Annotated in this window: 29 protein-coding genes; 1 reads left to right on the forward strand and 28 read right to left on the reverse strand. The window is 42.6% G+C overall.

Annotation, left to right across the window (positions count from 1 at the left end; all coding sequences use genetic code 11):
* Window positions 1-27 precede the first annotated feature (27 nt).
* The 3 genes from RTX25_RS06300 to vanR all read right to left on the reverse strand — a co-directional run bounded on the left by RTX25_RS06300 (window position 28) and on the right by vanR (window position 2,903).
* Entirely contained in the window at window positions 28-999 is a 972-nt protein-coding gene (locus RTX25_RS06300; protein ID WP_312651872.1) for a serine hydrolase, read from the reverse strand.
* 103 nt (window positions 1,000-1,102) lie between these two features.
* Window positions 1,103-2,215: a HAMP domain-containing sensor histidine kinase gene (locus RTX25_RS06305; protein ID WP_312651874.1), complete on the reverse strand. Its 1,113-nt coding sequence runs from the start codon at window positions 2,213-2,215 to the stop codon at window positions 1,103-1,105.
* Window positions 2,205-2,903: a VanR-ABDEGLN family response regulator transcription factor gene (vanR, locus tag RTX25_RS06310; RefSeq protein ID WP_312651876.1), complete on the reverse strand. Its 699-nt coding sequence runs from the start codon at window positions 2,901-2,903 to the stop codon at window positions 2,205-2,207. The genes RTX25_RS06305 and vanR overlap by 11 nt, the downstream gene beginning before the upstream one ends.
* A gap of 258 nt (window positions 2,904-3,161) precedes the next feature.
* On the opposite strand from vanR, the gene RTX25_RS06315 reads away from it, so the two are divergent.
* The gene (locus RTX25_RS06315) at window positions 3,162-3,734 is read left to right on the forward strand and encodes a DUF1697 domain-containing protein (RefSeq protein ID WP_312651878.1); all 573 of its coding nucleotides are present in this window, start codon (window positions 3,162-3,164) and stop codon (window positions 3,732-3,734) included.
* Here the strand turns inward: RTX25_RS06315 and RTX25_RS06320 are convergent.
* The 25 genes from RTX25_RS06320 to RTX25_RS06440 form a co-directional block, all read right to left on the reverse strand.
* On the reverse strand, window positions 3,731-3,937 hold the full coding sequence (locus RTX25_RS06320) for a GNAT family N-acetyltransferase (RefSeq protein ID WP_312652002.1): 207 nt from the start codon (window positions 3,935-3,937) through the stop codon (window positions 3,731-3,733). The genes RTX25_RS06315 and RTX25_RS06320 overlap by 4 nt on opposite strands.
* Window positions 3,938-3,949: 12 nt before the next feature.
* Entirely contained in the window at window positions 3,950-4,204 is a 255-nt protein-coding gene (locus tag RTX25_RS06325) for a hypothetical protein (protein ID WP_312651880.1), read from the reverse strand.
* A gap of 10 nt (window positions 4,205-4,214) precedes the next feature.
* Entirely contained in the window at window positions 4,215-5,222 is a 1,008-nt protein-coding gene (locus tag RTX25_RS06330) for an ion channel (RefSeq protein ID WP_312651881.1), read from the reverse strand.
* A gap of 198 nt (window positions 5,223-5,420) precedes the next feature.
* Window positions 5,421-5,879: a hemerythrin domain-containing protein gene (locus RTX25_RS06335; RefSeq protein ID WP_312651883.1), complete on the reverse strand. Its 459-nt coding sequence runs from the start codon at window positions 5,877-5,879 to the stop codon at window positions 5,421-5,423.
* Window positions 5,880-6,091: 212 nt separating this feature from the next.
* On the reverse strand, window positions 6,092-6,691 hold the full coding sequence (locus RTX25_RS06340; protein ID WP_312651885.1) for a GNAT family protein: 600 nt from the start codon (window positions 6,689-6,691) through the stop codon (window positions 6,092-6,094).
* A gap of 133 nt (window positions 6,692-6,824) precedes the next feature.
* Window positions 6,825-7,922, reverse strand: a complete 1,098-nt coding sequence (locus tag RTX25_RS06345) for a serine hydrolase domain-containing protein (RefSeq protein WP_312651887.1) — start codon at window positions 7,920-7,922, stop codon at window positions 6,825-6,827.
* Between the two features lie 60 nt (window positions 7,923-7,982).
* Window positions 7,983-9,530, reverse strand: a complete 1,548-nt coding sequence (locus RTX25_RS06350) for an NAD(P)/FAD-dependent oxidoreductase (RefSeq protein WP_312651889.1) — start codon at window positions 9,528-9,530, stop codon at window positions 7,983-7,985.
* A 227-nt stretch (window positions 9,531-9,757) separates the two neighbouring features.
* Window positions 9,758-10,363: a DJ-1/PfpI family protein gene (locus RTX25_RS06355; protein WP_312651891.1), complete on the reverse strand. Its 606-nt coding sequence runs from the start codon at window positions 10,361-10,363 to the stop codon at window positions 9,758-9,760.
* A 303-nt stretch (window positions 10,364-10,666) separates the two neighbouring features.
* Window positions 10,667-11,518, reverse strand: a complete 852-nt coding sequence (locus RTX25_RS06360; RefSeq protein ID WP_312651893.1) for a hypothetical protein — start codon at window positions 11,516-11,518, stop codon at window positions 10,667-10,669.
* A 21-nt stretch (window positions 11,519-11,539) separates the two neighbouring features.
* The gene (locus RTX25_RS06365) at window positions 11,540-11,995 is read right to left on the reverse strand and encodes a MarR family winged helix-turn-helix transcriptional regulator (RefSeq protein WP_312651896.1); all 456 of its coding nucleotides are present in this window, start codon (window positions 11,993-11,995) and stop codon (window positions 11,540-11,542) included.
* A 128-nt stretch (window positions 11,996-12,123) separates the two neighbouring features.
* A complete protein-coding gene (locus RTX25_RS06370) occupies window positions 12,124-12,675 on the reverse strand; it encodes a GNAT family N-acetyltransferase (protein ID WP_312651898.1) in 552 nt (183 codons plus the stop codon).
* Window positions 12,676-13,077 carry a hypothetical protein gene (locus RTX25_RS06375; protein ID WP_312651899.1) on the reverse strand — a complete coding sequence of 134 codons (402 nt, stop codon included), beginning with the start codon at window positions 13,075-13,077 and terminating at the stop codon, window positions 12,676-12,678. It lies immediately after the preceding gene.
* Window positions 13,078-13,154: 77 nt separating this feature from the next.
* Window positions 13,155-13,673 carry an NUDIX domain-containing protein gene (locus RTX25_RS06380; RefSeq protein WP_312651901.1) on the reverse strand — a complete coding sequence of 173 codons (519 nt, stop codon included), beginning with the start codon at window positions 13,671-13,673 and terminating at the stop codon, window positions 13,155-13,157.
* A 57-nt stretch (window positions 13,674-13,730) separates the two neighbouring features.
* The gene (locus RTX25_RS06385) at window positions 13,731-14,198 is read right to left on the reverse strand and encodes a flavodoxin domain-containing protein (RefSeq protein WP_312651902.1); all 468 of its coding nucleotides are present in this window, start codon (window positions 14,196-14,198) and stop codon (window positions 13,731-13,733) included.
* Window positions 14,195-14,899 (reverse strand): cation transporter, encoded by a 705-nt coding sequence (locus RTX25_RS06390; protein WP_312651904.1) that lies wholly within the window; start codon window positions 14,897-14,899, stop codon window positions 14,195-14,197. The genes RTX25_RS06385 and RTX25_RS06390 overlap by 4 nt, the downstream gene beginning before the upstream one ends.
* A complete protein-coding gene (locus RTX25_RS06395; protein ID WP_312651906.1) occupies window positions 14,896-15,615 on the reverse strand; it encodes a phosphatidate cytidylyltransferase in 720 nt (239 codons plus the stop codon). The genes RTX25_RS06390 and RTX25_RS06395 overlap by 4 nt, the downstream gene beginning before the upstream one ends.
* A gap of 79 nt (window positions 15,616-15,694) precedes the next feature.
* Window positions 15,695-16,453, reverse strand: a complete 759-nt coding sequence (locus tag RTX25_RS06400) for a phosphotransferase (RefSeq protein ID WP_312651908.1) — start codon at window positions 16,451-16,453, stop codon at window positions 15,695-15,697.
* Window positions 16,454-16,565: 112 nt separating this feature from the next.
* Window positions 16,566-16,808 (reverse strand): hypothetical protein, encoded by a 243-nt coding sequence (locus tag RTX25_RS06405; protein ID WP_312651910.1) that lies wholly within the window; start codon window positions 16,806-16,808, stop codon window positions 16,566-16,568.
* Window positions 16,809-17,000: 192 nt separating this feature from the next.
* A complete protein-coding gene (locus RTX25_RS06410; protein ID WP_312651912.1) occupies window positions 17,001-17,477 on the reverse strand; it encodes an SRPBCC domain-containing protein in 477 nt (158 codons plus the stop codon).
* A gap of 65 nt (window positions 17,478-17,542) precedes the next feature.
* Window positions 17,543-18,145, reverse strand: a complete 603-nt coding sequence (locus RTX25_RS06415) for a DUF7010 family protein (protein WP_312651914.1) — start codon at window positions 18,143-18,145, stop codon at window positions 17,543-17,545.
* A gap of 126 nt (window positions 18,146-18,271) precedes the next feature.
* Entirely contained in the window at window positions 18,272-19,132 is an 861-nt protein-coding gene (locus RTX25_RS06420) for a thymidylate kinase (RefSeq protein ID WP_312651916.1), read from the reverse strand.
* 281 nt (window positions 19,133-19,413) lie between these two features.
* Window positions 19,414-21,522, reverse strand: a complete 2,109-nt coding sequence (locus RTX25_RS06425; protein WP_312651918.1) for a copper-translocating P-type ATPase — start codon at window positions 21,520-21,522, stop codon at window positions 19,414-19,416.
* A 247-nt stretch (window positions 21,523-21,769) separates the two neighbouring features.
* Window positions 21,770-22,879, reverse strand: coding sequence for an anti-sigma factor domain-containing protein (locus tag RTX25_RS06430; RefSeq protein ID WP_312651920.1), 1,110 nt, complete (start codon window positions 22,877-22,879; stop codon window positions 21,770-21,772).
* Window positions 22,880-23,533: an RNA polymerase subunit sigma gene (locus RTX25_RS06435; protein WP_312651922.1), complete on the reverse strand. Its 654-nt coding sequence runs from the start codon at window positions 23,531-23,533 to the stop codon at window positions 22,880-22,882.
* A gap of 198 nt (window positions 23,534-23,731) precedes the next feature.
* Complete coding sequence (locus RTX25_RS06440; RefSeq protein ID WP_312651924.1) at window positions 23,732-25,081, reverse strand: NAD(P)/FAD-dependent oxidoreductase; 1,350 nt, start codon at window positions 25,079-25,081, stop codon at window positions 23,732-23,734.
* Between the last annotated feature and the right edge of the window lie 9 nt (window positions 25,082-25,090).

Genomic DNA, 25,090 nt, shown 5'->3' on the forward strand with positions numbered 1-25,090 from the left:
CCTCATTATGTAGTGATAGAACCTTTTTCAGCTGATTCTGCTGTAGACTTCGATCGCATCCGTAATGTTAAACTGCTCGGTATTAAGGTTTCCAGATGCTCCCATGGTGATGAGCATATACTTCTGACCCCCTATTCTCGCGAAACTTGCAAGGCAAAGTCCTGCTTCACCGGTGTATCCGGTTTTACCGCCTAAGATTTCCCCATTCAGCCTTTTTCTGTTGTAGGATTCCAGTTTCATGAAAAGTGTACTGTTGAGCGTATGACCCTTAGAATCAGCCTGATTCTCCCGTACTGTATATTCCTTAGCTGTGAGTATATTCTCGAAGGTTCTGTTTTTCAGCGCATAGCTTAGAAGCTTTGCCATATCCTCCGCGGTTGTAAAATGTTCCGGATGATGCAACCCTGTTGTGTTCATGAAGTTTGTATTCTCCATGCCAAGAAAATCCGCTTTCTCATTCATCAGTTCAACGAACTCTGCTTCACTGCCCGCAAGATATTCAGCAAGCCCAAGACATGCCTCAGCACCGCTTGGCAGAAGCACACCATAAAGAAGATCCCTGATCGTTATCTTTTCTCCTGACCTGAATCCTGCCATAGAGGCATTTTCTGATATGAGCTGATCAAATATGCTCTGATCAAGAACAATTTCCTCATTAAGATTTCCTGCTCGTTCTATGACGACAAGAGCCGTCATCATTTTCGTCAGTGATGCGGGATAGGTTCTGACATCACTGTTTTTACTTAGAAGTATCTGATCATCCTCCAGTCTGATGAGCAGTGCATTTGTACTGTCGACATGAAGCGAAGATAAATCACTTTCGATCCGTTCATCACGCATAGCCGGTTCTTTCTGCGCAATATAGTCACTGAGCGTAAAATCAATCCCTACAGTTTCAGCTGTACTGAAGAGAATCAGCAGAAGCGCAAGAACCCCTATCGCTAAAGCTGCCTTCTTTTTCCCTTTTCTATTTTTCCTTCTGTCGTATTTCTTACTCATCTCTCTTTACTCCTTTTTCCTTGATAACTAAATTAAACATCAGAAGATGGAGTATAAAACGAATTCCGACTTATGGATACGTTATGGATTCCTTAATTTTTCCTTATGATGGCAGCTTCACTGTAAATACAGTCTTTTCCTCACTGCTTTGAACTTCGATGTCACCACCATGAGCCGTAACGATTTCTTTCGCTATGGCAAGACCCAGTCCGCTACCACCGGTACGAGTCGACCGGGACGTATCCAGCCGATAGAATTTCTCGAAGATGGTCTTCAGTTTATGAGAAGGAATGGGATTTCCCTTATTTGTAAAGGTGATGTGGATCTCATCATCAGTTTTTTCTGCTGCTACAACGATCGCTGTATTCGCATCACTGTATGAAACGGCATTTTTCAGGATATTATTGAATACCCTAGCAAGTTTGTCGCTGTCACCAGACAGAACAAGCTGCTCGGAAACATCGAGGGTGATTTTCTTATTCATGGGCGCTACGATCGGATAAAATTCGTCGGCCATCTGTTCCAGCATATAGGAAAGTCTGATTTTCTCTGTGCTGATTACAATAGTATGAAGATTGAACCGGGTGATTTCGAAGAACTCATTGATGAGTTCCTCCAGACGGTATGCTTTCTCCAGTGCAATGCGCACATATTTTCTCTTCTGCTGCTCAGGCATATCGTTTGCTTCATCTAACAGGCTGCAGTATCCGATAACCGATGCCAGAGGTGTCTTAAGATCATGTGCCAGATACGTGATGAGATCGCTCTTTCTCTGCATTTCAGTTTCGGCAAGCTGTCTCTGCCTTTCTATATCATCCCGGATTCTGATCATTTTTGTTTCTATCTCACTATATCCATTAGGAAGAGGGATCATTTCCTTATCTCCTGTAATGGCATCAAGAATGCCGATCATTCTTGCTCTCTCGTTTTTTCTCTGTGCCTTTCCCTGGATACCGAGCGCAGTCATAAAAATCAGCATGGTTAAGAGGAAAAGTCCTCCAAAGCTGTACACGAAAAAGGTCCTGATTTCCGACCATGTAAGATAGAGAATACCAAGCTTCCCTTCATTGGGTTTGAATGGTTCGATCAGAAATTTCTCATAGAACCATTCTTTGATGGAGCCGTTAAAGCCATAATCCATGATCCAGAACAGAATAAAGCCAAAAAGGATACCGATGGCCAGATTTCTCAGAACTCTGAAACTGTTATTCTTCAATTTTATACCCCACTCCCCAGACTGTTCTGATGTATTTCGGATGATCCCGGTTTTCATTCATTTTCTCTCTGATATGCCGGATATGTACCATGATGGTATTGCTGCTGCTTGCAAAATAGGCATCTCCCCAGACCGCCTGAAACAGTTCTTCGGAACTGACGACTTTACCGCGATGAACAGAAAGATAAAATAGAATGGAAAACTCAAGAGGAGTCAGGCTCAGACGCTTTTCATTCAGCATGCATTCATGAGTTTTCGAATTGAGTACAAGTCCACGGATAGAGATGATATTCTCCTCTTTTTCACCGCTGTGTGAATTATACAGCGTAAACCGCCGAAGCTGAGCTTTAACCCGTGCAATCAGCTCAAGGGGTCTGAACGGTTTTGTGATATAGTCATCTGCTCCAAAGGTAAGTCCGGTAATCTTATCCATTTCTTCTTCCTTAGCAGTAAGCATGATTACGGGAAAGTGATGGTTTTCCCTGATTTTTCTCAGGATGGTGAAGCCGTCCGTATCCGGCAGCATGACATCGAGTATAGCCAGAGTGATCTCTTCATCCTGAATTGCCTCAAGAGCCCCCTGCCCATGATAGAACTTTGCTACGCTATAGCCTTCATTCACTAAATAGATTTCGATGAGATCGGCAAGGGGCTTCTCATCATCTACAACCAGAATTCTTACACTCATATCATCTATCCTTTCAATGGTTATTCCATACTTTATCTTATCGCATAATTCTCCTGAAAGAGACAGGTTTTTCTTAGGAAAATCTTAAGTTTGATAAAGATCTGCTGATTAAAGGATCTTCTGCAAAAATCGGTCCTTTGCAGAAGATCCTTAATATCCTACCGGTAATTATGTTGACTGGCCAACATCAGACTTTCGATTATGCAGGTACTTTGTTTTCTGGTAAACTTGATTCAGAATCAAGAAGGAGGAAAAAGTATGATCTATGTGGCATTACTAAGAGGAATCAATGTGGGCGGCAACAACAAAATAAACATGCAGGAACTGAAGTCAGCTTTTGAAGATATCGGCCTGACTTCTGTAAGGACCTATATCAACTCAGGAAACATCATTTTCTCTGACGTGAAACACGTAAAATCGGAGATAGTCACACTTCTTGAAACTGTCATTAAGCAGCGATTCTCTCTTGATATAAATGTGCTCGTTGTCAGCATCTCTGATTTCAGAAAGATCATGGCGCAGCTTCCAGATGACTGGAGAAACGACAAAGACATGAAAGGTGATGTCCTCTTTCTCTGGGACGAACTGAATACTGAAAGTCTCAGATCTTCCCTTGTGATTAAGGATGGAATCGACCAGGTGATCTTCGTTCCTGGCGCAGTAATCTGGTCAGTGGATAAAAAAGTGGTGACCAGGAGCGGACTGATGAAACTTGCGGGAAGTCCTGTCTATAAGAAGATGACCATACGAAACATCAATACAGCACGAAAACTGTACGCAATGATGAGTGCACTTCCGGAAAGCCATAGCGAGCCTGAAAATAATGACTAGACATCCCTCTCCATTCGTACGGCTCTGGCTCTGAATCCGTTCTGCTCATAAAGCTTCATCGCATCAGTATTGAACAGATGAACGGCGAGCTCTATTTTTGTCGCTCCGATCTTACGTGCATATTCAGCAACATAGCTGAGCATACCCGTTGCGATTCCATTCTGGCGATACGTGGAGAGTACAGCCAGATCATGGATATAGATATATTTTCTCTCCTACATCATAGGCAGCTCCACATCAATAACCTGTACAAGAAAATATGCGGCAACTTCTTTCTCATTTTTAGCGATAATCACCATCTTGTCATGATGATCAAAATAACCCTGTATAAAGCTTTCCGTATACATCACTTCACTGTGTCTGTAGATATCCGGTCTATTCTCCACATAAAGAGAATGGGCTTCTTTTTTTATACTCAGCACAGCGTCCAGATCGTCCTGATCTGCAATCTGTATTTCAAAATTCTCCATATATACCTCTCTAATTCATAGGATGGGCACTACCATCAGTTTTACGTCTGTTGTCTGCAACCATTAGACCATAAAGCATCTGTCTCCTTCCCTCGATTTCCTCCATCTTCTTTCTGAACTCACCTTCTTCAACTGTAGGGATTCCTGCATAACTGATGTTGTTGATATCGGGTAGATATAGAGCTCTGTCTTCAAACTCGATAAAGATTTTTTCCAGCGTTTCAAGATATTCGTCGATGGATGATCTGAGGCTTCTTACGAGAAGCATGTTGATCTTGACTTCATCCGTCAGCCCATAATCGAAAAAGGACAGAACATCATCAATGATCTGCACTGCCACAGACAAAGCCTGTATTCTGCTGCTTGTATGATAATAAAACAAAAGCGGGTAGGCTTTGTGCTGATAGGTAAGGATACTCAGCTCTGTAGACAGATCATTAAGGTAGAGATCCATCTTGTAGAAATCATTACCATCCCAGGCGTTGATGATGATTTCTTCTGCACTCTTACCTATTCCGAAGACGCTGCTCGCAAATGCACGTTTCCGGATTACCGCTCCTATGATGGATAATATATAGGATGTGCCAAGAGTCAGAAACATCATACCGAAACCAGTCGCCAAGCTTGTGACGATCTGCCATACAGCCCCTATAGGGTAAAATTCTCCATTTCCCAGAGTGAAGATCACATAGGCTGAATAATACAGATAGTCATGCCACTGTACAGGTTCATTTCCTGATGTCCTCAATATTCCTTCTGACCCTGCAAAAATAAGTGTCCATCCGATCCAGAAAAGCATCATCCAGGACGCAAGTGTTCCGATCAGAAGAAACGGTCCAGACAGATTCAGGATATTTTTTATCTTCCTGTCCGCTTTTTTAAGCAGCTTCCACGCGATGTTTGTCATTCTATCTGTGAGGGGTCCTGCTCCGCCATCTACCCAGAGGGATGTCCAGATGAGATCGACAATGGTAAATCCCACAATAATCACACCGGCTATAATCAGAAGATACCTCATATTCATCCCTCCAGATGGCTTATTGCGAGAACAAAACAGCGGACTAAATTACGCAATAGATTATCCGCTTAATGAAACCAAACAGATAAAAGCCTTTTTATCCTGTTTTTATAAAAAGCTGATAACTGTTCATTCTACAGTTATCAGCTCAGGTTTTCTTCATCTAGACTTGCTTCTTCGAAACAGAAACTGATTGCGCTATTTCAGTTCTTTTTCTTTTTCTTTTTTCTTCTTCTCCAGAACAGATTCGAATTTCTCGAGAAGTTCTTCCCGTTTTTCCTTAGGAATCACTTTTTTCGCTAAGGTAATAAACTCCTTTTCTTCTTCTTCCATATGATGCTCAAGCACTTCTTTAAGTACCATGAACTTCGCATCCCATGTCTCATCTTCAACATCCGTTTTCTCCAGAACTTTGAACTGGTACTGACCAAGGCTATGCTCTTCGATCATCTCTCTGACCACTTCCTTATCTTCAGCCTTGACTTCTTCAAGAACCATCGGGAAGACCACTTTTTCTTCTGCTTCATGATGGCCATGGAGTTTTGCATAAAGCTCTCTGAAGAGTTCCTTCTTTTTCGCACTTTTTGATGATTCAATCTTTTTCATCAGTTCTCTGAATTCATCATGTTCCTCTTTGATATGAGTTAATACATCCATTCCTTTTCCTCCTCTTGATACGCTGATCATTTCTATATCTCATGATATAGCTGATATAACTTTCTAAAGCACAGATAGATGTCTGTATGATTTCTCATTTCTAATGAGATTAACATCATTATATCTATACGGGTAAAAATGTGTCAACGATAACAGTGTTAACGCTTGATGAACGTTAGAAGAATAATATTTCTGACCACGATATTCCGGCTTCAGATCTCACTCTGAGTTTTCAGGAAATCGCTTTTTAACATGCCATATATCTTGGTATCTATATATTCCTCATTGAATCTGAAGTCCTCACGTTTTATGCCTTCCAGTACAAATCCGTTTTTGATATAGACTCTTTCTGCTCTCGGATTGAAACTGAACACTTCAAGACTGATTTTATGAAGATCAAGCAATATAAAACCATACCGCAGGAATATTTTTGTCGCCTCACTTCCTATTCCTCTTCCCTGTCCCGCCTGACCAATCAGGATTCTGAAATTCACATTCCCCGTAGCTTCGTCATATTCATTGAATACCGCTTCTCCTACAAGAAGTCCGGTCTTCTTATCAATAATGGCTAAATCCAGACGGTCGGTCTGCTCGTTCCGGCTCTCATACCAGTGTCTTGTCCTTTCAAGATCCTCAGTGGATAAGGGGCTATTCGTCTCTTCGTCGCAGGAAGCAGAACCCGTCAGTCTTCTCAGTTCAGGTTCATCAAGGATCGCAAGAATAAATTTCAGATCCTCCTCTTTGAAGGGTCTAAGAAGGGCTCTTTCCCCTTCAAGTACTGGTTTATGAATGAAATTCGGCATACTTTTCATGTCGTTCTCCTTTATGTTGTGTTACTGAACTTTTATAACCTTCTTCATGATGAAACGCGCAGCCTATTAACCCTTATTTCTTCAATATATCCATCATCACGATTAGTCCGTCCCTTCCCGAATCCATGAAAGGTCACTGCTGCATGGACTTCATAAGCTCAATGCCCATTACTGTTGCAGGTATTCTGTAATCCGGAGACAGATTTGAAAGAACAACCACACTGATTCCTCTCTTACTGTCGATCCCGATATAGCTGTTGTAATCTCTTGTTCCTCCATTATGCCAGATCATTCCGTTCACATTGTCGATCATCCATCCGGACGCAACCTGGTTCATGAAGATTCCCATCTTCTCATGGGTCTTGGAGGAATTCTTGACATCCGCCAGCGGCATATGGCTGCTTCTGACATATTCAGGCTCTTCCTCCATATGGAACTTCGCATAATTCATCATGTCGGTGATGTCGGATAGGATGGCTCCGGCAGGCTGATAGGCATCCTCCTTTGACCAGACCCAGTAACTACCTAAATCCCCCACACCTTCTGATATCCTTGTATGGGATAGCTTAAGATCGTTTCCGATATAGTCATTCATCAGGTCTTTATAGCTTTCATCATAGGCTTCTTCCAGCACCTGTCCCAGAACTGCCATTCCGAAATTGGAATATTTGAACGGATGGACAGAATCCTTAAGCTCAACTTTTTCGATTCTATCTCTGACCATTTCTCCGGTGATATGATGAAAGCTGTTGGCCTTTCTGAAAAAATTCGAGATCATCGGCTTTTCGAAGTACTCTCCTTTATATCCTGCGGTATGGGTCATAAGCTCTTTTACTGTCGGATAGTGATCCTGCTTGTGAAGATCTAGATAGACGTCAATTGAGTCATCGATGCCGATCAGCCCCTCACTCTCCGCCTTTCGGATGAGAGACGTCGTGAAAGTCTTTGTTACCGAACCGATTTCGTATATATGGTTTTCTTCAGGAAGAAGTATTCCGTTCTCCCCATAGACTTTGAAAGACATCCTTTCTCCCTCAAGAATACCCACGGTTATTACAGCATCCTTATTGTCTTTTGTCGTAAACTCAATCATGTCCTCAAATGTCATTTCACTTAGCTGATTGAGTTTATGTGTGGCATAGACAAGGTATCCTGAAAAACCAGCTGCTGCGACAACAGATAATACCAGTATGATTCTGATCATCATTTTTCTGCTCCGTTTTTTCTTCATCATTTCCCTCTTCAAACACAGATTGAAACGCCGATGGTTACTATGCAGTCACGATCCTTCTTATTCAGATTTGCGGTTCTTTTTCCTGCCTGGGTCAAAGAAATCACTGAAGTCTTTTTTCAGATCGATGCCTTCTTCTCCAAGGAGATCCTTCGCCAGATAGTATCCGCTGGCCATAACACCTGCCACACCAAATCCTGGAAATACCCACTGACCCACAAGAAACAGATTTCTGATGCTGCTCTTGTGTCTGAGGTATCTGCCATATTCCGACTGCTCGATGGACCACCCCATGAAGGACCCGTCTCTGCTGTAGGTATATCGTTCAAATGTAACAGGTGTCGACAGTTCGTGATGGCATACAGCTTTGATAAAATCAGATCCCAGATGATTTTCAATTCTGCCAAGGAGAACTTTTTCCACTTCAGACTTGAGTTCTCTGTATTCGTGCCCCCGTTCTCTGTCTTGTCCTGTGCTCCAGTAGTCATGATACGCATAGCTGAGTGGTATGGACGCAACTACAGCGCGATAACGATCGCCTTTTCGCCTGGGATAGATGTTTAAGATGATCGGCGCGCTTTCGGGTGTGTATTCATGGGTTTTCCGCTCAAAATCTTGTCTGGACGAGATACTGATTCCTTCAAGATCCTCTAAATCATACCGGCTTTCATCCAGCGACATGAACAGCATCGCTACAGGTTCAAATATCTTTCTTTCTGTCAGATCTCTCTTCATCTTTTCTTTCTCTGCTTCGCTGTTTCTGATCCACTCATAGGTAAAGTGAGGTGAGGCGTTACTGATGACCGCTCCATGAAACTCTTCACCCGTCTTTGTTTTCACGCCATAAGCTCTACCATCCTTAACCAGGATGTCGGTAACCTCGACATTGCACCTGATCTCTCCACCATGCAGTCTGAGTCCCTCAGCTGCAGAGTCCGGAATGGACTGCATCCCATTGGACGGATATGCATTTTTCCCGAATACGCCCCACTGGTAGGCAAAAGCCATGAACACCATGGAGTACGGACTTCTGGAATAGATCAGCGATTTCAGCTCTTTGGAATCTGTCAGATTATTCATGACCTTTAAAAAGTCCTTCGTCCCATATTTCAGGAACATCGGTCGATATTTATAGGTGCTTAACCCGAACCTGATCTTCTGAAGAAGATTCATGCTGTATGGAGGTTCAGGAGCTTCTTTTCCCGAGAACATTTCCTTATTGATCGTTTCCATGAGATCGAATATCCTGTTGACTTCTAAAGTCCGCTCAGGAAATATTTCCAAAAAACTTTCTCTTACACTGCTTTGCCTGATCAGAAATTCTTTTCCGTCTATGAAGCACTTCAGATTTCCTGTAAGCGGTTCACTTTCCACACGGGGTGCGCCAAAGAATTCAAGAAACTGCGGAATTGTCTGGTTCTCCTTCAGCTCATACAGCCCGTGAATTCCAAGATCGAAATGGACGTCATTTCTTCTGAATGAAGTAACAAGACCGCCGGGTATATTATGCTTCTCCAGAACCAGAACTTTTTTACCATATTTCGCAAGAAAGTTTGCCACGCTGAGGCCACCCATTCCTGCACCGATGATGATGTAATCATAATCCATATCTTTTCACCTTCACATTATAATAGCTATCTTGTTTTAGTATATAGATATAGAAACTCATAATCAAGGCGATAGCGAAAAACATATCCACCCTGTAATCCTCTAGAGGCTCAGATAATTTTTCGTTTTCCGATGATTCACATAAATGCACCGCAAGACTGTCTGCTCTTCCCTGCGGTGCATGGCATCTCTGTTCAAAACGATATCGTGAAACTGAGTGAGTCTGGCTAATTCAGAAATCCGTATTTTCTAAGGGCATTCCAGTATCCCAATAGATAGAAGTCAGCCCACATGTCGATTTTCTCAGCAGGAAACAGTTCAAGGGCTTTCAGCACCTCTTTCGAAAACTCTACAGGATTGTTTCCATTGGCCGTTATGATTCTACCGTCCGATATGGCATTTTCCATTCTGAATCCTTCCGGATTACGATAATTTTCAAGATTTCCCATCTCTTCCTGATTGTTACCGGTATGTAGTACCTCATTCAGAAAACCTTCTTTAGCGGCAAAATAAGTCGCATCACAGATGAAACCTACAACCGCTTTTTTCTCCAGAAACCTTCTCACAACATCTGCAGCTTTCTTTGCCTCCTCTCCTCTCCATGAGTTCCCGCCGATAAGAATCAGTGCATCTGCATCTTCTGGAATTTCTTCAAATGACAGATCCGGTATAACGGTCATGTTGCCGAGAGACTTCTTGGGCTTTCTATCAGTGGATGCCCAGAGCACTTCATTTATGGAACCCATCTCTTCATCTCTTAATACCGAAGAAAGATAAGCACCTTCCCAGTCTGCAAACTGGTCCAGGATGATGAATACGACTTTCCTTTTCATGATACGATCCCCTTTCCGGAAGTATTTATTTTCTCTCATTCAGCTTATTCAGCGAATCTGTCCTAATCTAAACTGTTTGAATATTGTGTTCATTATACTTCTTTATTATCTTATGAAAGTCCATCGAAGTCAAAAAGAGGTGACTGCTCTGTGTGCATAGTGATCACGGTATTCCATGCATTATTCACTTCGGTATGCCGAAAACCTCTGAAGAACAGCCCGCAGGTGTCGTCAGAGGTTTAATCGTGATTACTGATTCAATATGCGATCGGCTTAAAATGATGAGTTCTTGTCCCTTCTGCCTCACTTAATGTATTTTACGAACCTGTAGTTGAGAAAGGTTGCTGCAACGCCCAGAACCGCAAAAGAAATCACAAGTGAGAAGAACTGTCTAGGCGGAATTACAATACCCTGTGAACTCTGGAAGATATTCTGGCTGATTACAGTCAGACCGATAATCGTAATGAAAATCAGAAGAATCGGAGTCAGTTTATATCCGATGAGCTTTTTCCTGGAAAGTGCAATCCCGCAGCCGATGTACACAGGTAGGATGATACCCAGATCCAGTACAAAAGTAGCCTCTGTGGTATAGATTTCAATGTTCGATAAAGGTGAACCTGAGAGCACTGCCGGAATGATGAACTCAAGCCAGACAAGCACAGAGCACCCGCAGATTATGGTGAAAACTGCAGTTCCCTTGAAATCAGTATTCCTGAGCGTTTCTTTGAAGTTGTCTTCTTTTATCCACTCCGCAAGAAGGCTGATCATTCCAAAGAGACTCGATGCAAAGAGCAGGATATAGACAGGAAAGAGACTGTTGAACGTCACACCGAATAAAAGGCAGGCGGAATAATAGAATAAAGCTGTAAGGCTGCCGATCTGCAGCAGTTTATATAATCCTGATTTTTCCCGAAGAAACGTAAACACCCCAAAAAGACCAGCAATGACGATCATGACGATATCTGTTCCCTTACTCCCCATAGCCTTCAATACCGAATTATATTTATAGATTCCGTCTCCATAAAGCTCTATGCTCTCCCCATAGATGTTTTCCACAAAGTACCGTTCCCCGCCGAAAGTGTAAAAAATTCCTGTGACTGCTGCAATGATGGTCATCACAACCACCAGATAGCATAGAACTGATTTTTTTGACATGACTTGATCCTCCGATTCAATTTAATCGTTTTTGACTGATTTAAGCTGTTCTTCTGCATTTTTCATCATCCGATCAAGTACATTCATCGTCTGCTCGATATCTTTTTCATCGATGCCCGTAAAAATCCGATCAAGAAACTGATTTCCGATATCTTCCTTGTTCTGGAAATACCTGCCGCACTCTTCTGTAAGCTCGACATATCTTGATCGCTGGTCTTTCATGGAAGAATGTATAGCGACCATTCCTTTTTTCTCCAGAACCGAGATGGTTTTCGCGACATTCTGTCTTGATGTCCCCATGACATCGGCAATATCATTAAAGTTCGGAAATTCTTTCTCCATGTTTCGGATCATATTAAGAAGAAACCACTGCTTCAATGTAATCTCTCCCGTAAGCTGATCTCCCAGCATCTGGAGTCTGTTTGCAAGCAGAAAGATAAATCCGAAAATATACTGCTGGTTTTCCTTATCACTCATCAGATTCTCTCCTTTCAAAATAGGCAACCTATTGCATTTATTATATGCAATAGGTTGCCTATTTGTCAACATCTATTTTTCAGGACGAGTGTCTGAATATGAAGCCGAGAGGTTTATTCCCTGAATCCTCAATCACCCGAATAATCTTCTGATCTGCAGACCCAGATCATATGGTCACTTCCCTCACCCCAGTAGTCTCTGACTATGCGATAAGGCTGTCCGAATTTAGTCTTCCACCTTTTCTGAGCGCGTTTATACCCGCTATCCAGACAGAATTCCTCAATGCCTGATTGTGTAAGGTGATTTGCGAGAGCCTTAATCAGAAGACTGCCGGCACCCCTATTCTGATATTCGGGCAGAACATACAGACTCCCGAGTTCACCTAAATGTCCAAGGCTGTCTCCTGTGCAGTCTCTGATTTCCTTCCCGAGGGGACCATAGGATATGGTTCCAATGACAAGATCGCCTCTTTTTGCAAGGAGAAACATATTTTCAGAATCGGAATCTTCAACGGACTGCATGAGGAGTTTCTTCTTATATTCGATCTCCTCATACATCATTTCTTTAAGGTCGTGCAGTCCTTCACAGATAAAAGCATCTCTTATGGATTTTTCAAATACTTCATAAGCTGTGTTGAGATCCGCTTCTTCAGGCGCGGTAATGATTATTTCTTCATTCATTCAGTCTTTCTCCTTCTCAACGTGTCTATCCTTATCCGGTCCAAGAATCTGTTCTTCAATAATCCTTATGGAATGAGCAATCGAATCAGTCCGCCTGTAGAGAAGCGTTCTCTGGGCACTGTTTTCTCCTGATTTCAGGTAAGCTCGCTCTAAAGATGGCATTAGGGCTCGAAGAACTTCCACAGCCTTTATATTCTCTTCTTCAGTGAATAACTCACTCTTCCCGTACCAGGCATATTCAAGTGCGGCAAGTCCGATTTTCATCGACTCAAGGCGCCTTGTGACAAGTGTCGTATTTGCTTCTTTATTTCTCATCTGTATCAGTGCCTTCTCCATTTTTCGGATTGTTGACTGAAAGGATTCTATCGCCTCAACTTTTGATTTTTCAGAAATCTGTTCCAATGTTTTGACCCTCCTTCTTAGCTGTCCTCACGGTATCTCATCATCCATCTCTGATCTCACCTGTACAAAGATTGAAATCATCGGGAGAAGGATCCATACTTTTTCCTCTGTTCAAAAAGAAAATGAATCAGAGATTCATAATACGGAATAAACTCATCTTTTCGGATCAGCTCAATAATTTCAGGTAGTTCCGCCCATTTGGCATCCTGCACTTCATCCTTCTGAAGCTTTAATGACGACAGTTGAATATCCTGTTCAAGAAGATAGTAATCGTCAAAACCCTCATCAAAATTTATGGTGAGATGAGGTCTTACATACTCAAGTGAATAAAGGATACCCAGTTCCTCAAACAGCTCCCGCTCTGCCGCTTCCCGGCTGTTTTCCCCGCTAATCGCACTTCCGCCCACAGTCAGATCCCATCTTCCCGGCCATCCTTCTTTAAAAGGCTGTCTCCTTTGTATGAGCATCTTCCCTTCTGTACTGAAAATGCATACATGAACTATCAGGTGATAGTGCCCATCCTTAAATGAATCTCCACGAAACATCCGCTCTTCAGTTCTTATCCTGTTCTTATCATAAGTGTCCCAGATTTCCATATTCTCCCCCTGGCTGAATTCCTGCACTTCCATTCGGTATCGATCATTTTTCTGAAACTATACTGACTGGACCATATTCATCATGAATTTTTCAGCTTCTTTGTAATCTCGGTTGTTGGGATGTCCTTTAGCGAGTCTACTCATGAGCGCAAAAATCCTTACATCTGTGAACTCCTTGGCAACAAAGCTTCCCTTGCAGGAAAAGCTTCCTCGGACCTTAGCTCCCTTCATCTCCAGCGCATGGATCAGACTACGGTTGTATGACTTTATGCCCACGCCGCTTGTAGAAAACACAAAAACCGGCTTCCCTTCAAGTTCAAGCTGACTGATGATCTTCACCAGTCTTGGAGCAGTACTTTCCTTGTATACTCCTGATCCGAAACCGATGAGATCATATTTTTCGGTATGAATCGGCCCATTGTCTTTAATGTTGATCAGATCGCAATCCGCTTTCTCAGAAAATCGTTCTGCTATTTTTTCCGTATTCCCTTTGTAGTGGGAACTGTAGATGATCAGTACTTTCATATCGTGTTCTCCTTTGAATCTCTTCTGATGTCGCTTATTTTATCGTCTACCGCAGAAAGCGGTGATCTTGCCTGAATTTCAGGATTTACTGAAGTATTCTTTTTGCCTCGAATAATGATTACCCCATTAACAATCAGATAACCTGCGACAACAACAGATCCAGTAAGATCTACAATTCCTGCTAGAGCCGTTCCTGGAGCTGCCGCAACTGTCGCAAGAGCAAGAGATACACAGAGATCGACCAGAGATTTCGCTCTGTAGAGACTGCTCTGGACAGCAAATACCCCATTAGGTATCCGCCTGTTAAGCAAGCGGTACCTTAACCAGAACCACGTATTGGTTAAAACCCCAAGAAGTGCGATAACGAGCCCTGGAATCACATTCCCGTCTCCACTGTCTGATGCGTATAATGCGGATAGAAGGATAACTGGACCTGAAAGGCACATGGTCATCCCTACACTTAAATCTGCTGTTCTTTCGAGGTTTCTCATTTTCAGTGGAGTCATGAGTTTATCCCTGACCATTTTACGGTAGATGAGATAAGATACGATAATGGCTATAAGTTCTGCACTGCGCCGGACAAAATCTGCAAGCTGGGTGGATGAACGGCCGAAAAAGAGAGCCGTACCCACAACAAGAGGGCCAGGAGCGCTCATAAGAACCGATGCAAGGAGAGTTTTTTCTCCTGTCTTGATTTTCATACCATGCCCCCCCTATAGAGATGAACAAATGAGATCATGATCACTGCGGCCGAAACCGGACATGTCAGGGTATCCATGCCATCTTTTGAATAAAGCTCAACTAAAGCGGTTACGCCTGCAGTGATGAGGGCGACTGTTACATATCCATATCTGAGTTCCGGCGCACTAAGGATAAGAACTGTCATGACAGAGAGAAATGCGACAATAAACATCGCTGTAAATCCTTCATAGGTTTTATGCCCATCAAGCCGTTTTCCTTCAATCGGTCTTCTACCGAAACGCTTTCCGACGATTGCGGCGGCGGCATCACCCATTCCCCATGCAAAAACCGGTGCAAGAACAAGATATCTCTCTCCTAAGATTCCCCAGGAAACAGAGATCAGCAGTAAAAACATACCGAAAACGATGACGAGACTTCTCTTGATCTCCCCTTTTTTCCGTTCGATGAGAAGATCAGAGTATCCGCTGAGATTTTCCGCGGCCGCAAGCAGAGGAAACACGAGAAGAATAAAGGCAAGGACGGCAAGGGCCGAAACCCACCAGGTCTTAAAGCCGTACGTCAGTACCAGCACCGATCCAAGGAGAATCATGTGCAGTATCTTTCGGAACAGCTCTCTTGGGATATGGACAAGTTTTCTCAGAGAGACTGCAGTCACTGCGCACACGCCAAAATATCCGATAAGCAGTCCAAAGCCCCTTATAAATTCACTGAACATAGATGTTTCTCCTTTGATTCAAGATGATCATGAAATCTGCTCTTTCTCTGTTTCATTTTTTTGCCAAGATGAACGGATCTCACGCCTTCTCCAATAAAGCGGAAAGAACAGAATCTGTATGTTCCATCAGCTGCCTGGTTTTGTCGCTCGTGTGCTCAGACAGACGATGAACCGCCATGACATATACCGCTTTTTGAAAATCGCTTTCTTTGAACCCGCACTGATTCTTCACTCTCTTCAGAAACTTCTTCGAAAGTCTATACGCATATTCATGAAGAATCACATAGCTTCTCGCATAATCATATATGGGATTGCCGTTTCTGGCATTGATCCAGTCGATGATATAGTATTCACCTTCTGCATACATGAGGTTAAGAAAATGAAAATCCAGATGGCACAGAACATTATCCTCAGGAAGATCTGTGATGTAGTGCCCTGCTTTTTCTTTTATGGAACCATCTATATCCATGCTCATGATGGTTTCGTGTAGGTAAGTGCTGAGCCTAGACAGGTTCAGTCCGCTGAACCTGTGCACTTCTTCTATGATGGATAATAGATCATCAATACTTTCCTTGTATTTATCCTGAAGAACACGACTGGCAAGCGAGACCCCATCAATATAATCCATCTTGATGCTGTGGGGGATTTCCGATTCATAATATTTTACGGTTCTAAGATCAGTGCTGTTGATGATACCCTGTATTCCGATTTCATAGCTGATCCACTCTTCCGGATAATGGTCTTCATAGCATTTATAGGCAAATCCATTCCATAGATAGACCTTCGCCATTTTGCCCTGACCGATCAGGACTCTTTCACGGTTAAAATCTTTTTCCATATATGCTCCTTTCTTTGGGGCAATTATCTTTATCGATATCATAAGCACAGCTTAATCCTGTTATCTGCTAAGACTACGTAAATCTGCACTTTTTCGTTCCGGATGATTCCGTTTATCTTTCTTTTTTAAACAGCTTTTCATTCCCTCTCTTGAAATTCCCCGTAATTTTCGCGAGAATCAGCTGGATATCCTTATCTTCAGCTTTCTCCAGCTTCTCGATAAGATCCCGAGCTTTCTGATCTTTAAGGATCACAACCGGTTTTCCATTATAATATATCTGCAGACTCTGATTCTTGAAGACAACATAATCGAACGGGTGATCATCCAGTCTGTTTCTTTTATCTATCGGACTCATATTATATCTCCTTTCTATCCCTGTTCTATTTATTATACCTTCAGTCCTTCAGTGCGGATAATGGACTTAAGAAATTTATTTATGCCTTTTCACGCACATCAGGGTGTTTAATCCTTGGACTCTTTATCATTCATTTATTGTAGAGCAAGTCAGAAAAACACCGAAGATTCTTTAATCATTCATCTTCGCTCATTACAGTTCCACAAATTTCGCCAGGTTCTCCAGCGTCGATTTTAAGCCTTCATCATGATCCGCTTTGCTTATGCCTTCCGGTACATTATCCATAATAAAGGTGACTCTCGTTCCTTCATCCACTTCCTCAAATATCACTGTTTCAGTCATTTCACCGGAATACGATGGATCATCTGACTGAAATCTCCCTGTCTGAACAATTTTTAAGCATGGAATCAGTTCCATAAATTTCCCTTCCATAACATCAGTGTCTCTCGTCGTCTTCCCTGAACCATTCACTGACTCATACGTTAAAGTGATATGAAACCGTCCGCCTTCAAAAGGTTCATACTGATCCACCTGTGCACTCATGCCCTGAGGGGGAAGCCACTCTATAAGTTTCATAGGATCTGTGTAGGCTTCATATAGGACTTCAGGTGTTGCTTTGATCACTTTTGAGGCAGTATCTGTTCTGCCTGTTCTGAATTCTCCTGTCATGGTTTAAATCCTCCTTGCGGGCTGTAAGAGACAATAGGTGTGTTTATAAGTTTCAGCAGATATCTCTAGTGATTATGGACTTCAATCAGATTACTAGTACTTTTATTTTCATCATGCTCTTCCTTCAACACCATCCATCTTCCGGCAAACGCAAAGATAATGAGCAGAATACCCGTAACCCAGCCTCCCAGACTGAATATCTGAGGTCCATATATACCAAGACCGGCTCCGGAAAGTATCAGAAGACCAGCAAGGATACCATACATCTTCATTCCATAGAGGGTGATGAACGGCAGATAATGAGAACCTACAATAATCATCGCTGCCGGAAAGAACCACTCCGGTCTACTGAGTATGACTGCACCGACCAGAATGAAATTGATCGGCACAGTAAAGGCAATCTGAGAACCTAGCGCCCATAGACCGTTCTCTTCACTTACTTTAGCACTTCTTCCCATTATTTTTAATGAGAGCTGGGTCAGAGGAAATATCCCCATACATCCGAAGAACAGCACCAGCATACCATGGACCGGGGAACTGATAAGGCTTACAGCAGAAGAGCTCAGCCAGATCAGTCCGGATACCAGCTGACCGGCAAAACCTCCAAGAAAGGCGGATCTCATTTCCTTCTGATCCTCAGATAATCTGGTTGTCTGTGGCTTTTTCATAAAACAAATCTCCTTCATATGATTTATATTTTGCTGCAGTCTGGATATCATCCACATTCATTCTGCCGCTTGATGAAGGGTAAAAAGGAAATGAACTCGGATATGGTATATGCCCAACCTTTGATTTCATTTCTTCCTGCCGGATTCTGTGTTTCTACGGATAAAATTCGTAGGAATTTTCAGTCTTTCGATCATCTGTCTGTCGATTTCAAGTCTTTCCTGACAGAATGCATAAACCCCTTCTATGCCCTTAAGCCCGCGATTTCTGCCATACCTGCTGCTGCTCACCCATTCTTCCATCATTCTGATCCAGTCCCACTCAGAACCAGCTGGTGATCTTCTTTCTTCCGCTGCAAGATCGATGGCCCCTTTGACATCTGAAGGCTCGATATAAACCAGAACAGGATCGAGCTCCTTAACCGTCTCGAGTAGAAGGGCCAGATGCTCATAGATTTCATCATGGTTTTTATCGTATACCGCCAGAAGTTCGGTAATATGATTCTGAAGAAATGCGCACTCAAAAATGCTGATCTGCTCAGATTTTAAAGCTTCTTCTTTAAATCGCTTCCATCTTTTCAGATGAATTTCCGTGAACTCATTTATACTGCGTCTTCCATCATAGATTTCCTTCGAGGCCAGATCATCAATAAGACTACGGAGGTACGGATCCTGTAAGTCTATTCTGGTATAGGCAATGATGATACGGTCATCTTCTCTCCTTAGCTGAGCTTCAATTCTTCTTCTGATTTCCTGCTGTGTGATGGCGATGTGCGCGTTCTTACAGGATTTAAGGCATTCAGAGAGAAATATATCATATTCATCTTCAGTAAGATAAGCCTGCCAGGCCATATCCGCAGGATGCAGCATACCTTCTTCATAAAGAACCGCATCTTCCCCCATTGCAATCAGCTGATCTCTGATCTTTCCTGCTGCTGTTGTTTTGCCTGCTCCTGGTATTCCTTCTACTAAAATCAGACGATTGACCATTTTGACCTCCATCCTTTTGGGCTCATCACAACATGAATTTCTGTCCCACACCTTAATCATTAAGATTCAATTAAATATACTATGATTATACGTTTATTTCGAATCATATTTCAATGTAAATCAGGATTCATTATGCAGAACAGCTCCTTAATCTGTGAATATATTTCTCAGTGTCAAACTCATCAGAAAGACCCGGAAACTGATGTATGAAAATACAGTTTCCGGATCACATATTTGAATCCTCATTGATAGGAAGCAATCTCTAAAGGGGCACCGGTCCATCAGTCAATTTTCAACAGCCTTGCATTGAAAGCCACAATAATTGTACTCATGGACATCAGAACAGCGCCGAGTGCGGGACTGATGATGATACCCCGGTTATACAGTACGCCTGCTGCAAGGGGCAGAGCGATCAGATTGTACGCTGTCGCCCAGAAAAGATTCTGCAGCATTTTTCTGTAGGTTGCCTTTGACAGTTTAATGATATTGACCACATCAAGTGGGTTGCTTTTTACAAGAATGATATCTGCTGTTTCAACTGCAACATCCGTACCTGCTCCAATGGCAATTCCAAGATCCGCTTTAGCCAGTGCCGGTGCATCATTCACACCGTCTCCCGTCATTCCGATGACTCTGCTCTCACTTTGCAGCTCTTCTATCTTAGTTGACTTCTCCTGAGGTAGAACCTCTGAAATGACTTTATCGATTTTGAGCGCCCGTCCGACATATTCTGCTACCCGTTTATTGTCACCCGTAAGCATGAAAGACTCTATACCCATGGCTTTAAGTGTTTCAACAGTTTCCTTTGCAGATTCCCTCACAATGTCAGATAATGCAAGGTAGCCTAGAAGTCTGTCTTTCTCAAGAACAAATACCACTGTCTTACCTTCTCCAGCCAGCTGCTCATAATGAACTTGGTCAAAATCGATGTTTTCTGATTTCATGTAACCTGGACTGACAATGAAGATTTCTCTATCGTCAACCATACCCCTAAGGCCCTTACCCGGAAGATTTCTGTAGTCTTGAACATTCATAAGCTTAAGCTCTCTCTTCCTGCCTTCTTTTACAATACCTTTTGCAATGGGATGCTCAGAGTTTGATTCGATGGAGTAGGCAATCAAGAGAAGCTCTTCCTCTGTAACGCTGATCGCATGGATATCGGAAATACCGAACTCTCCTTCAGTCAGTGTTCCGGTTTTGTCAAAAACCACGGCATCCAGTTTTCGCGCATTTTCGAATGCAGCCCGGTCTCTGATAAGCAGTCCTCTCTTAGCACCGATACTGGTCGAAACTGCTGTTACTAGGGGCGTAGCAAGTCCGAGAGCATGAGGACAGGAAATGATGATCACGGTGACTGCTCTCTCCACTGCAAAATCAACACCTCTACCAAGATACATCCATACTGCAAAGGTCAGCGTTCCAGCTGTAACCGCAATATAGAACAGCCACTTAGCTGCAATATCAGCAAGTCTCTGGGTATGTGATTTTGACTCCTGAGCTTCCTTGACCATTCTGATCACCTGAGACAGAAAGGTTTCATCCCCGGTTCTTGACACTTTAAATTTGAGTATGCCATCTCCATTGATCGATCCTCCGACAATCTCTTCTCCACCGCTCTTTTCTACGGGAACCGATTCTCCTGTAATCATGGATTCATCCACTTCAGAATTTCCTTCGTATACTATGCCATCTATAGGAATCTTTTCTCCAGGCTTAACAAGCACTTTGTCACCTGATACCAGATTCTTTACAGATACCTCTTTGGTTTCACCGCCATCTCCTATGAGATGAGCTTCTTCTGGCATCAGTTTAACCAGTTCATCCAAAGCTTTGGACGCCCCCATTACCGATCTCATCTCGATCCAGTGTCCAAGCAGCATGATGTCAATTAGTGTCGCAAGTTCCCAGAAAAAATCATTGCCTTCCAGAATAAATACTGTAAGTGTGCTGTATACATAAGCGACGATAATCGCAAAAGCGATCAGTGTCATCATGGCAGGTGATTTTTTCTTCAGTTCATCTCTGGCTCCAGTAATGAAGGGTTTACCTCCATAGAAAAACAGCACAGTAGAAAGCCCGAACAGCAGATAAGAATCTCCTGCAAATCTCCAGTCCACGCCAAGAAACATCTGGATCATGGGAGACAGTGCAAGTATTGGTATGGTGAGGATAAGCGACACAAAAAAACGTCTCCTGAAATCTTCTACCATCATCGCGTGATGATCGTGATGATCATGATTCCCCTCATGCATCATAGGCTGACCTACACGCTTATCTTCCCTATGCTCCATATGATCTGACTGATGTTCCATCCCATGATGCTCATCATTCTGATGATTTTCATCATGGACATGATCCATATTCCTGTGCTCATTATGATTCACTTTCATGTTCTACCTCCTCTTCATTTAGGTCATCATAACTCACTGATATATACCCCAGATTAAGCTGTGGTAAACAATGTTTAAAGCGGAATCGCAGAGCATTACAGATTGTTTAATTACGGAAAACAAAAACTCCTGCAAAATACTTATTCAGATCAGATGATCCGAATGGAACTTTGCAGGAGTTTCTTCTTATTCTCTATAGATTCACTTTGAAAATGCCATTTTTACGATCAGTAAGAAGACACTTCTATTACGGTCTGCCGTTGGAAGGAGTTTCTGGCTTTTCTGACTTGTCCTTCTTATCCGGCTTTACAGGCTGCTGGGTTTTTTGAGACTTCTCTTTCTGAGCTTCAGAAGCTTCATTCTTCTCTTCTTTTTCCTTCGCTTCAGTCTGCTCTTTCTCCTCTTTTTCTGAAGATTTCTTCTCGATTTCAGGGTCTGTTACGAGTATGTTGTCTGATTTCTCGGACTTATCTTTTTTCTCGGTAGTTTTCTTTTCTTTGATTTTCTTTTCTTTTACAGGCTTAATTTCATTCTCGTCCTCGATCTCATCATCTATCTCAACTTCTGTTTCAATCTCTGTCATGGGAGTTTCCACTTCCGTCTCCAGATCAGTTTCTGTTTCGGCATCATCTGCTTCTTCTTTGTTCTGAGCTCTTAATGCTTTAACTTCCTTCATGATATCCTTGATGGACGTTGCAACAAAATCCTGTGCATTTTCCGGAGCAATCCCAAGATGATTGACGATGAGATTATACTTTCCCGGTGTCATGCCTTCGATGGCTTTTGCAGCCTGTACCATCTCATATCCTACGACTTTAGTCGTCACTTCAGCATCGATCTCATTCTCGATCACTTCTTCGGAAATGATGCTCTCAAGTTCTTCCGCAGCTTCTTCGGCAGTCTCTTCATCTTCTGAAGTGGTACCGATGAGGATTTCTCCTCCTTCTTCGTCAAAGTAACCCAGCTCGTCGATACGTTCCACTGCAAGAGATACCGCATCGGAAATATCGGTATTTTCAAGAGCCAGTCCATCAATAACCGCAACTGCATCTTCATTTGCTGCCTCTGTTCCGATGACTCGATCATATATATTGACTTCCATGATTACCCCGGGATTGACATCAAGGCTCACATAATATGCTGGTGTCGCATAGGTATAGATCCCTCCACCTGTCAGTAAAACAAATGACGCTGCTGCGATTCCAGCACCTAATCTGCCTGTTTTGAACATCTTTCTTTCTTTCATGCTTACTACATCTCCAATCATCAGATTTCCGCACTTCATTTTTATGAATGTGCCATCTTTCTTCAGCAGCACAGCGTATTTACCCTTGATTTCCATTACTGTAGCTTTCATTTACAGATTCACCTCTTTTATAAAACTTAAGTAATCCGAGAGATAGGGACAATCTCCACTAAGTATCTCTGCTGCTGCTATTAAGTACTTACGGTGACGTTCCAGAATTTTTTGGGGTACCCCCGTATTTTTTTCGATGATTTTCAGGGGAAACAGTTTTGATTTTCTCATTTCACCAATGAGAACCGGGCTTGTCATAAGATAGGATACTGCTTTTGCGCATGCTTTTCTTGTTTTATCGGCTTTCGGTGAGCAGTCAGCAAGATCCATGAATCCGAATCCATACTCACTGAGCACCTCTGAAATCGCTTCAATTTCCAGCTTAAGGTTATTATCGCTGTGTTCAATCAGCACTTCCTCATGAATGCACTCCACAGGGATTTCCATGCTGCGTTTCCCGTTTGACCGGTAATAATCTATGAGATTCTTCTTTATGACAAGTTCTGCAAAAGAGAAAAAGCTGCCTTTATCATAATCATATTTTTTTACGGCACCGGAAAATGCAACGAGAGCAACTGACCACTCATCGTCATTTTTTGAAATGTAATGCTTTGAAATCTTTGACGCAGTTTTCAATATGAAGAATTCATTCTGTCGGATGAATGAAATCAGTTTTTTCTCATCTTTAACAGATTCCACTGCCATTATATCCATTTCACGCAGTTTAACCACCCCCACGAACACGGTTTTTTAGTATGCCTGATAATACCAGAATCGGACATTAATCATGAATGTTAATGTCCGTGCCATTGCACCAAATGTGAACTTCTCTCTATTCCTTTTAATCGAAAAAAGACTTCGCATATCCTTTTTTTAGAGATGCAAAGTCCTTTGACCGTAAATGGCTGCATTCTATTTCAGAAAATAACTGAGATCCGAAGCTGAGGAAGGATAGGCAAATATTGTCTTCCTTACTTCATCATAAGGCAGATCAAACTTCATGATCAGAGAAAAGTAGTTGATCAGCTCATCCGCGTTGCTGCCAAGAATATGGACACCGATAATTTTACCCGTACTCTTGTCCATCACGAGTTTTGTCATCGCATAAGCCTCATTTGTTCTTCTGTTGGTATACCACTCTTTTGTCTCAAACCGTACCACCTCGAAATCAATGCCCTTCTTTGCCGCCTTCTCTTCTGTCAGGCCGATGATTGCAAGCTTAGGCTGAGTAAACACAATGGAAGGCACTAGCTCATAATCGATTCTTGAACGGTTCCCATGAATAATGTTATCTGCAGCAATACCTGATTCTCTTCCCGCGACTGGTGTCAGCGGAAGACCTCCACTGGCAGATACATCTCCAGATGCGTATACACTATTATTGGATTCGCTCTGCAGATATTCATTGACGGTTATTCCTCTTTTTGTATATGCGATATTTCCATTCCCAAGATCAAGTCTGTCTATATCCGGAATTCTGCCTGCACCATGAAAGACTTCATCGCAGACAATATCGATTTCTCTGCGGTTCTGTTTTCCATGGACGATGACTTTTCCATCTGATTTTTCGATCACCTCAGGTACTGTATTGAGATGAACCTTTATCCCGATTTCCTCCGAGCGCTTGATCAGAAGCTTTACCAGTTCCTGATCGAAGTTTTTCAAAGGATTTTCGTTTCTATGCAGAATATGGACCTCTGAACCGCTAAGGGCTGCAATATGCGCAAATTCAAAGGATATGAATCCACCGCCGATAAACACAATCTTTTCGGGCAGCTGGTCCAGTTCCAGAAAATCATCACTGAAAAGAACATGTTCCTCACCTTCAATATCAAGTGGTGCGGGTCTGGCTCCCGATGCAATAAGTAAATGTTTAAACGAGAATTCACTTCCATCAAGAAGTATAGTGTTTTCACCGGTCAGTGAAGCCTCACCATGGTAAGTGTCTATTCCTGCTTTATGATAAGCCTCGACATGGCTCTCGGGAACACCTTCTATGAATGTACGTTTGAACTTCATGAGTTCATTCCAGTTTACCTTGCTTCCTTCCTCCATTCCAAGACCCTTCATTCTATGAATCCTGTCCACGATTTCTGATGCACCGACAAGAACCTTTTTGGGATCACATCCTCTTAACGCGCAGGTACCTCCATAGGGCAGTCTGTCTATGACCGCAACGCTAAGTCCTGCTTCACGGCAGCGATATGCTGCAGATGATCCTGCAGCTCCTGTTCCAATAACAATCAGGTCATACTTTTTCATTTTCCTGTC

It is taken from the genome of Proteiniclasticum sp., assembly GCF_032054185.1.
GTDB lineage: Bacteria > Bacillota > Clostridia > Clostridiales > Clostridiaceae > Proteiniclasticum.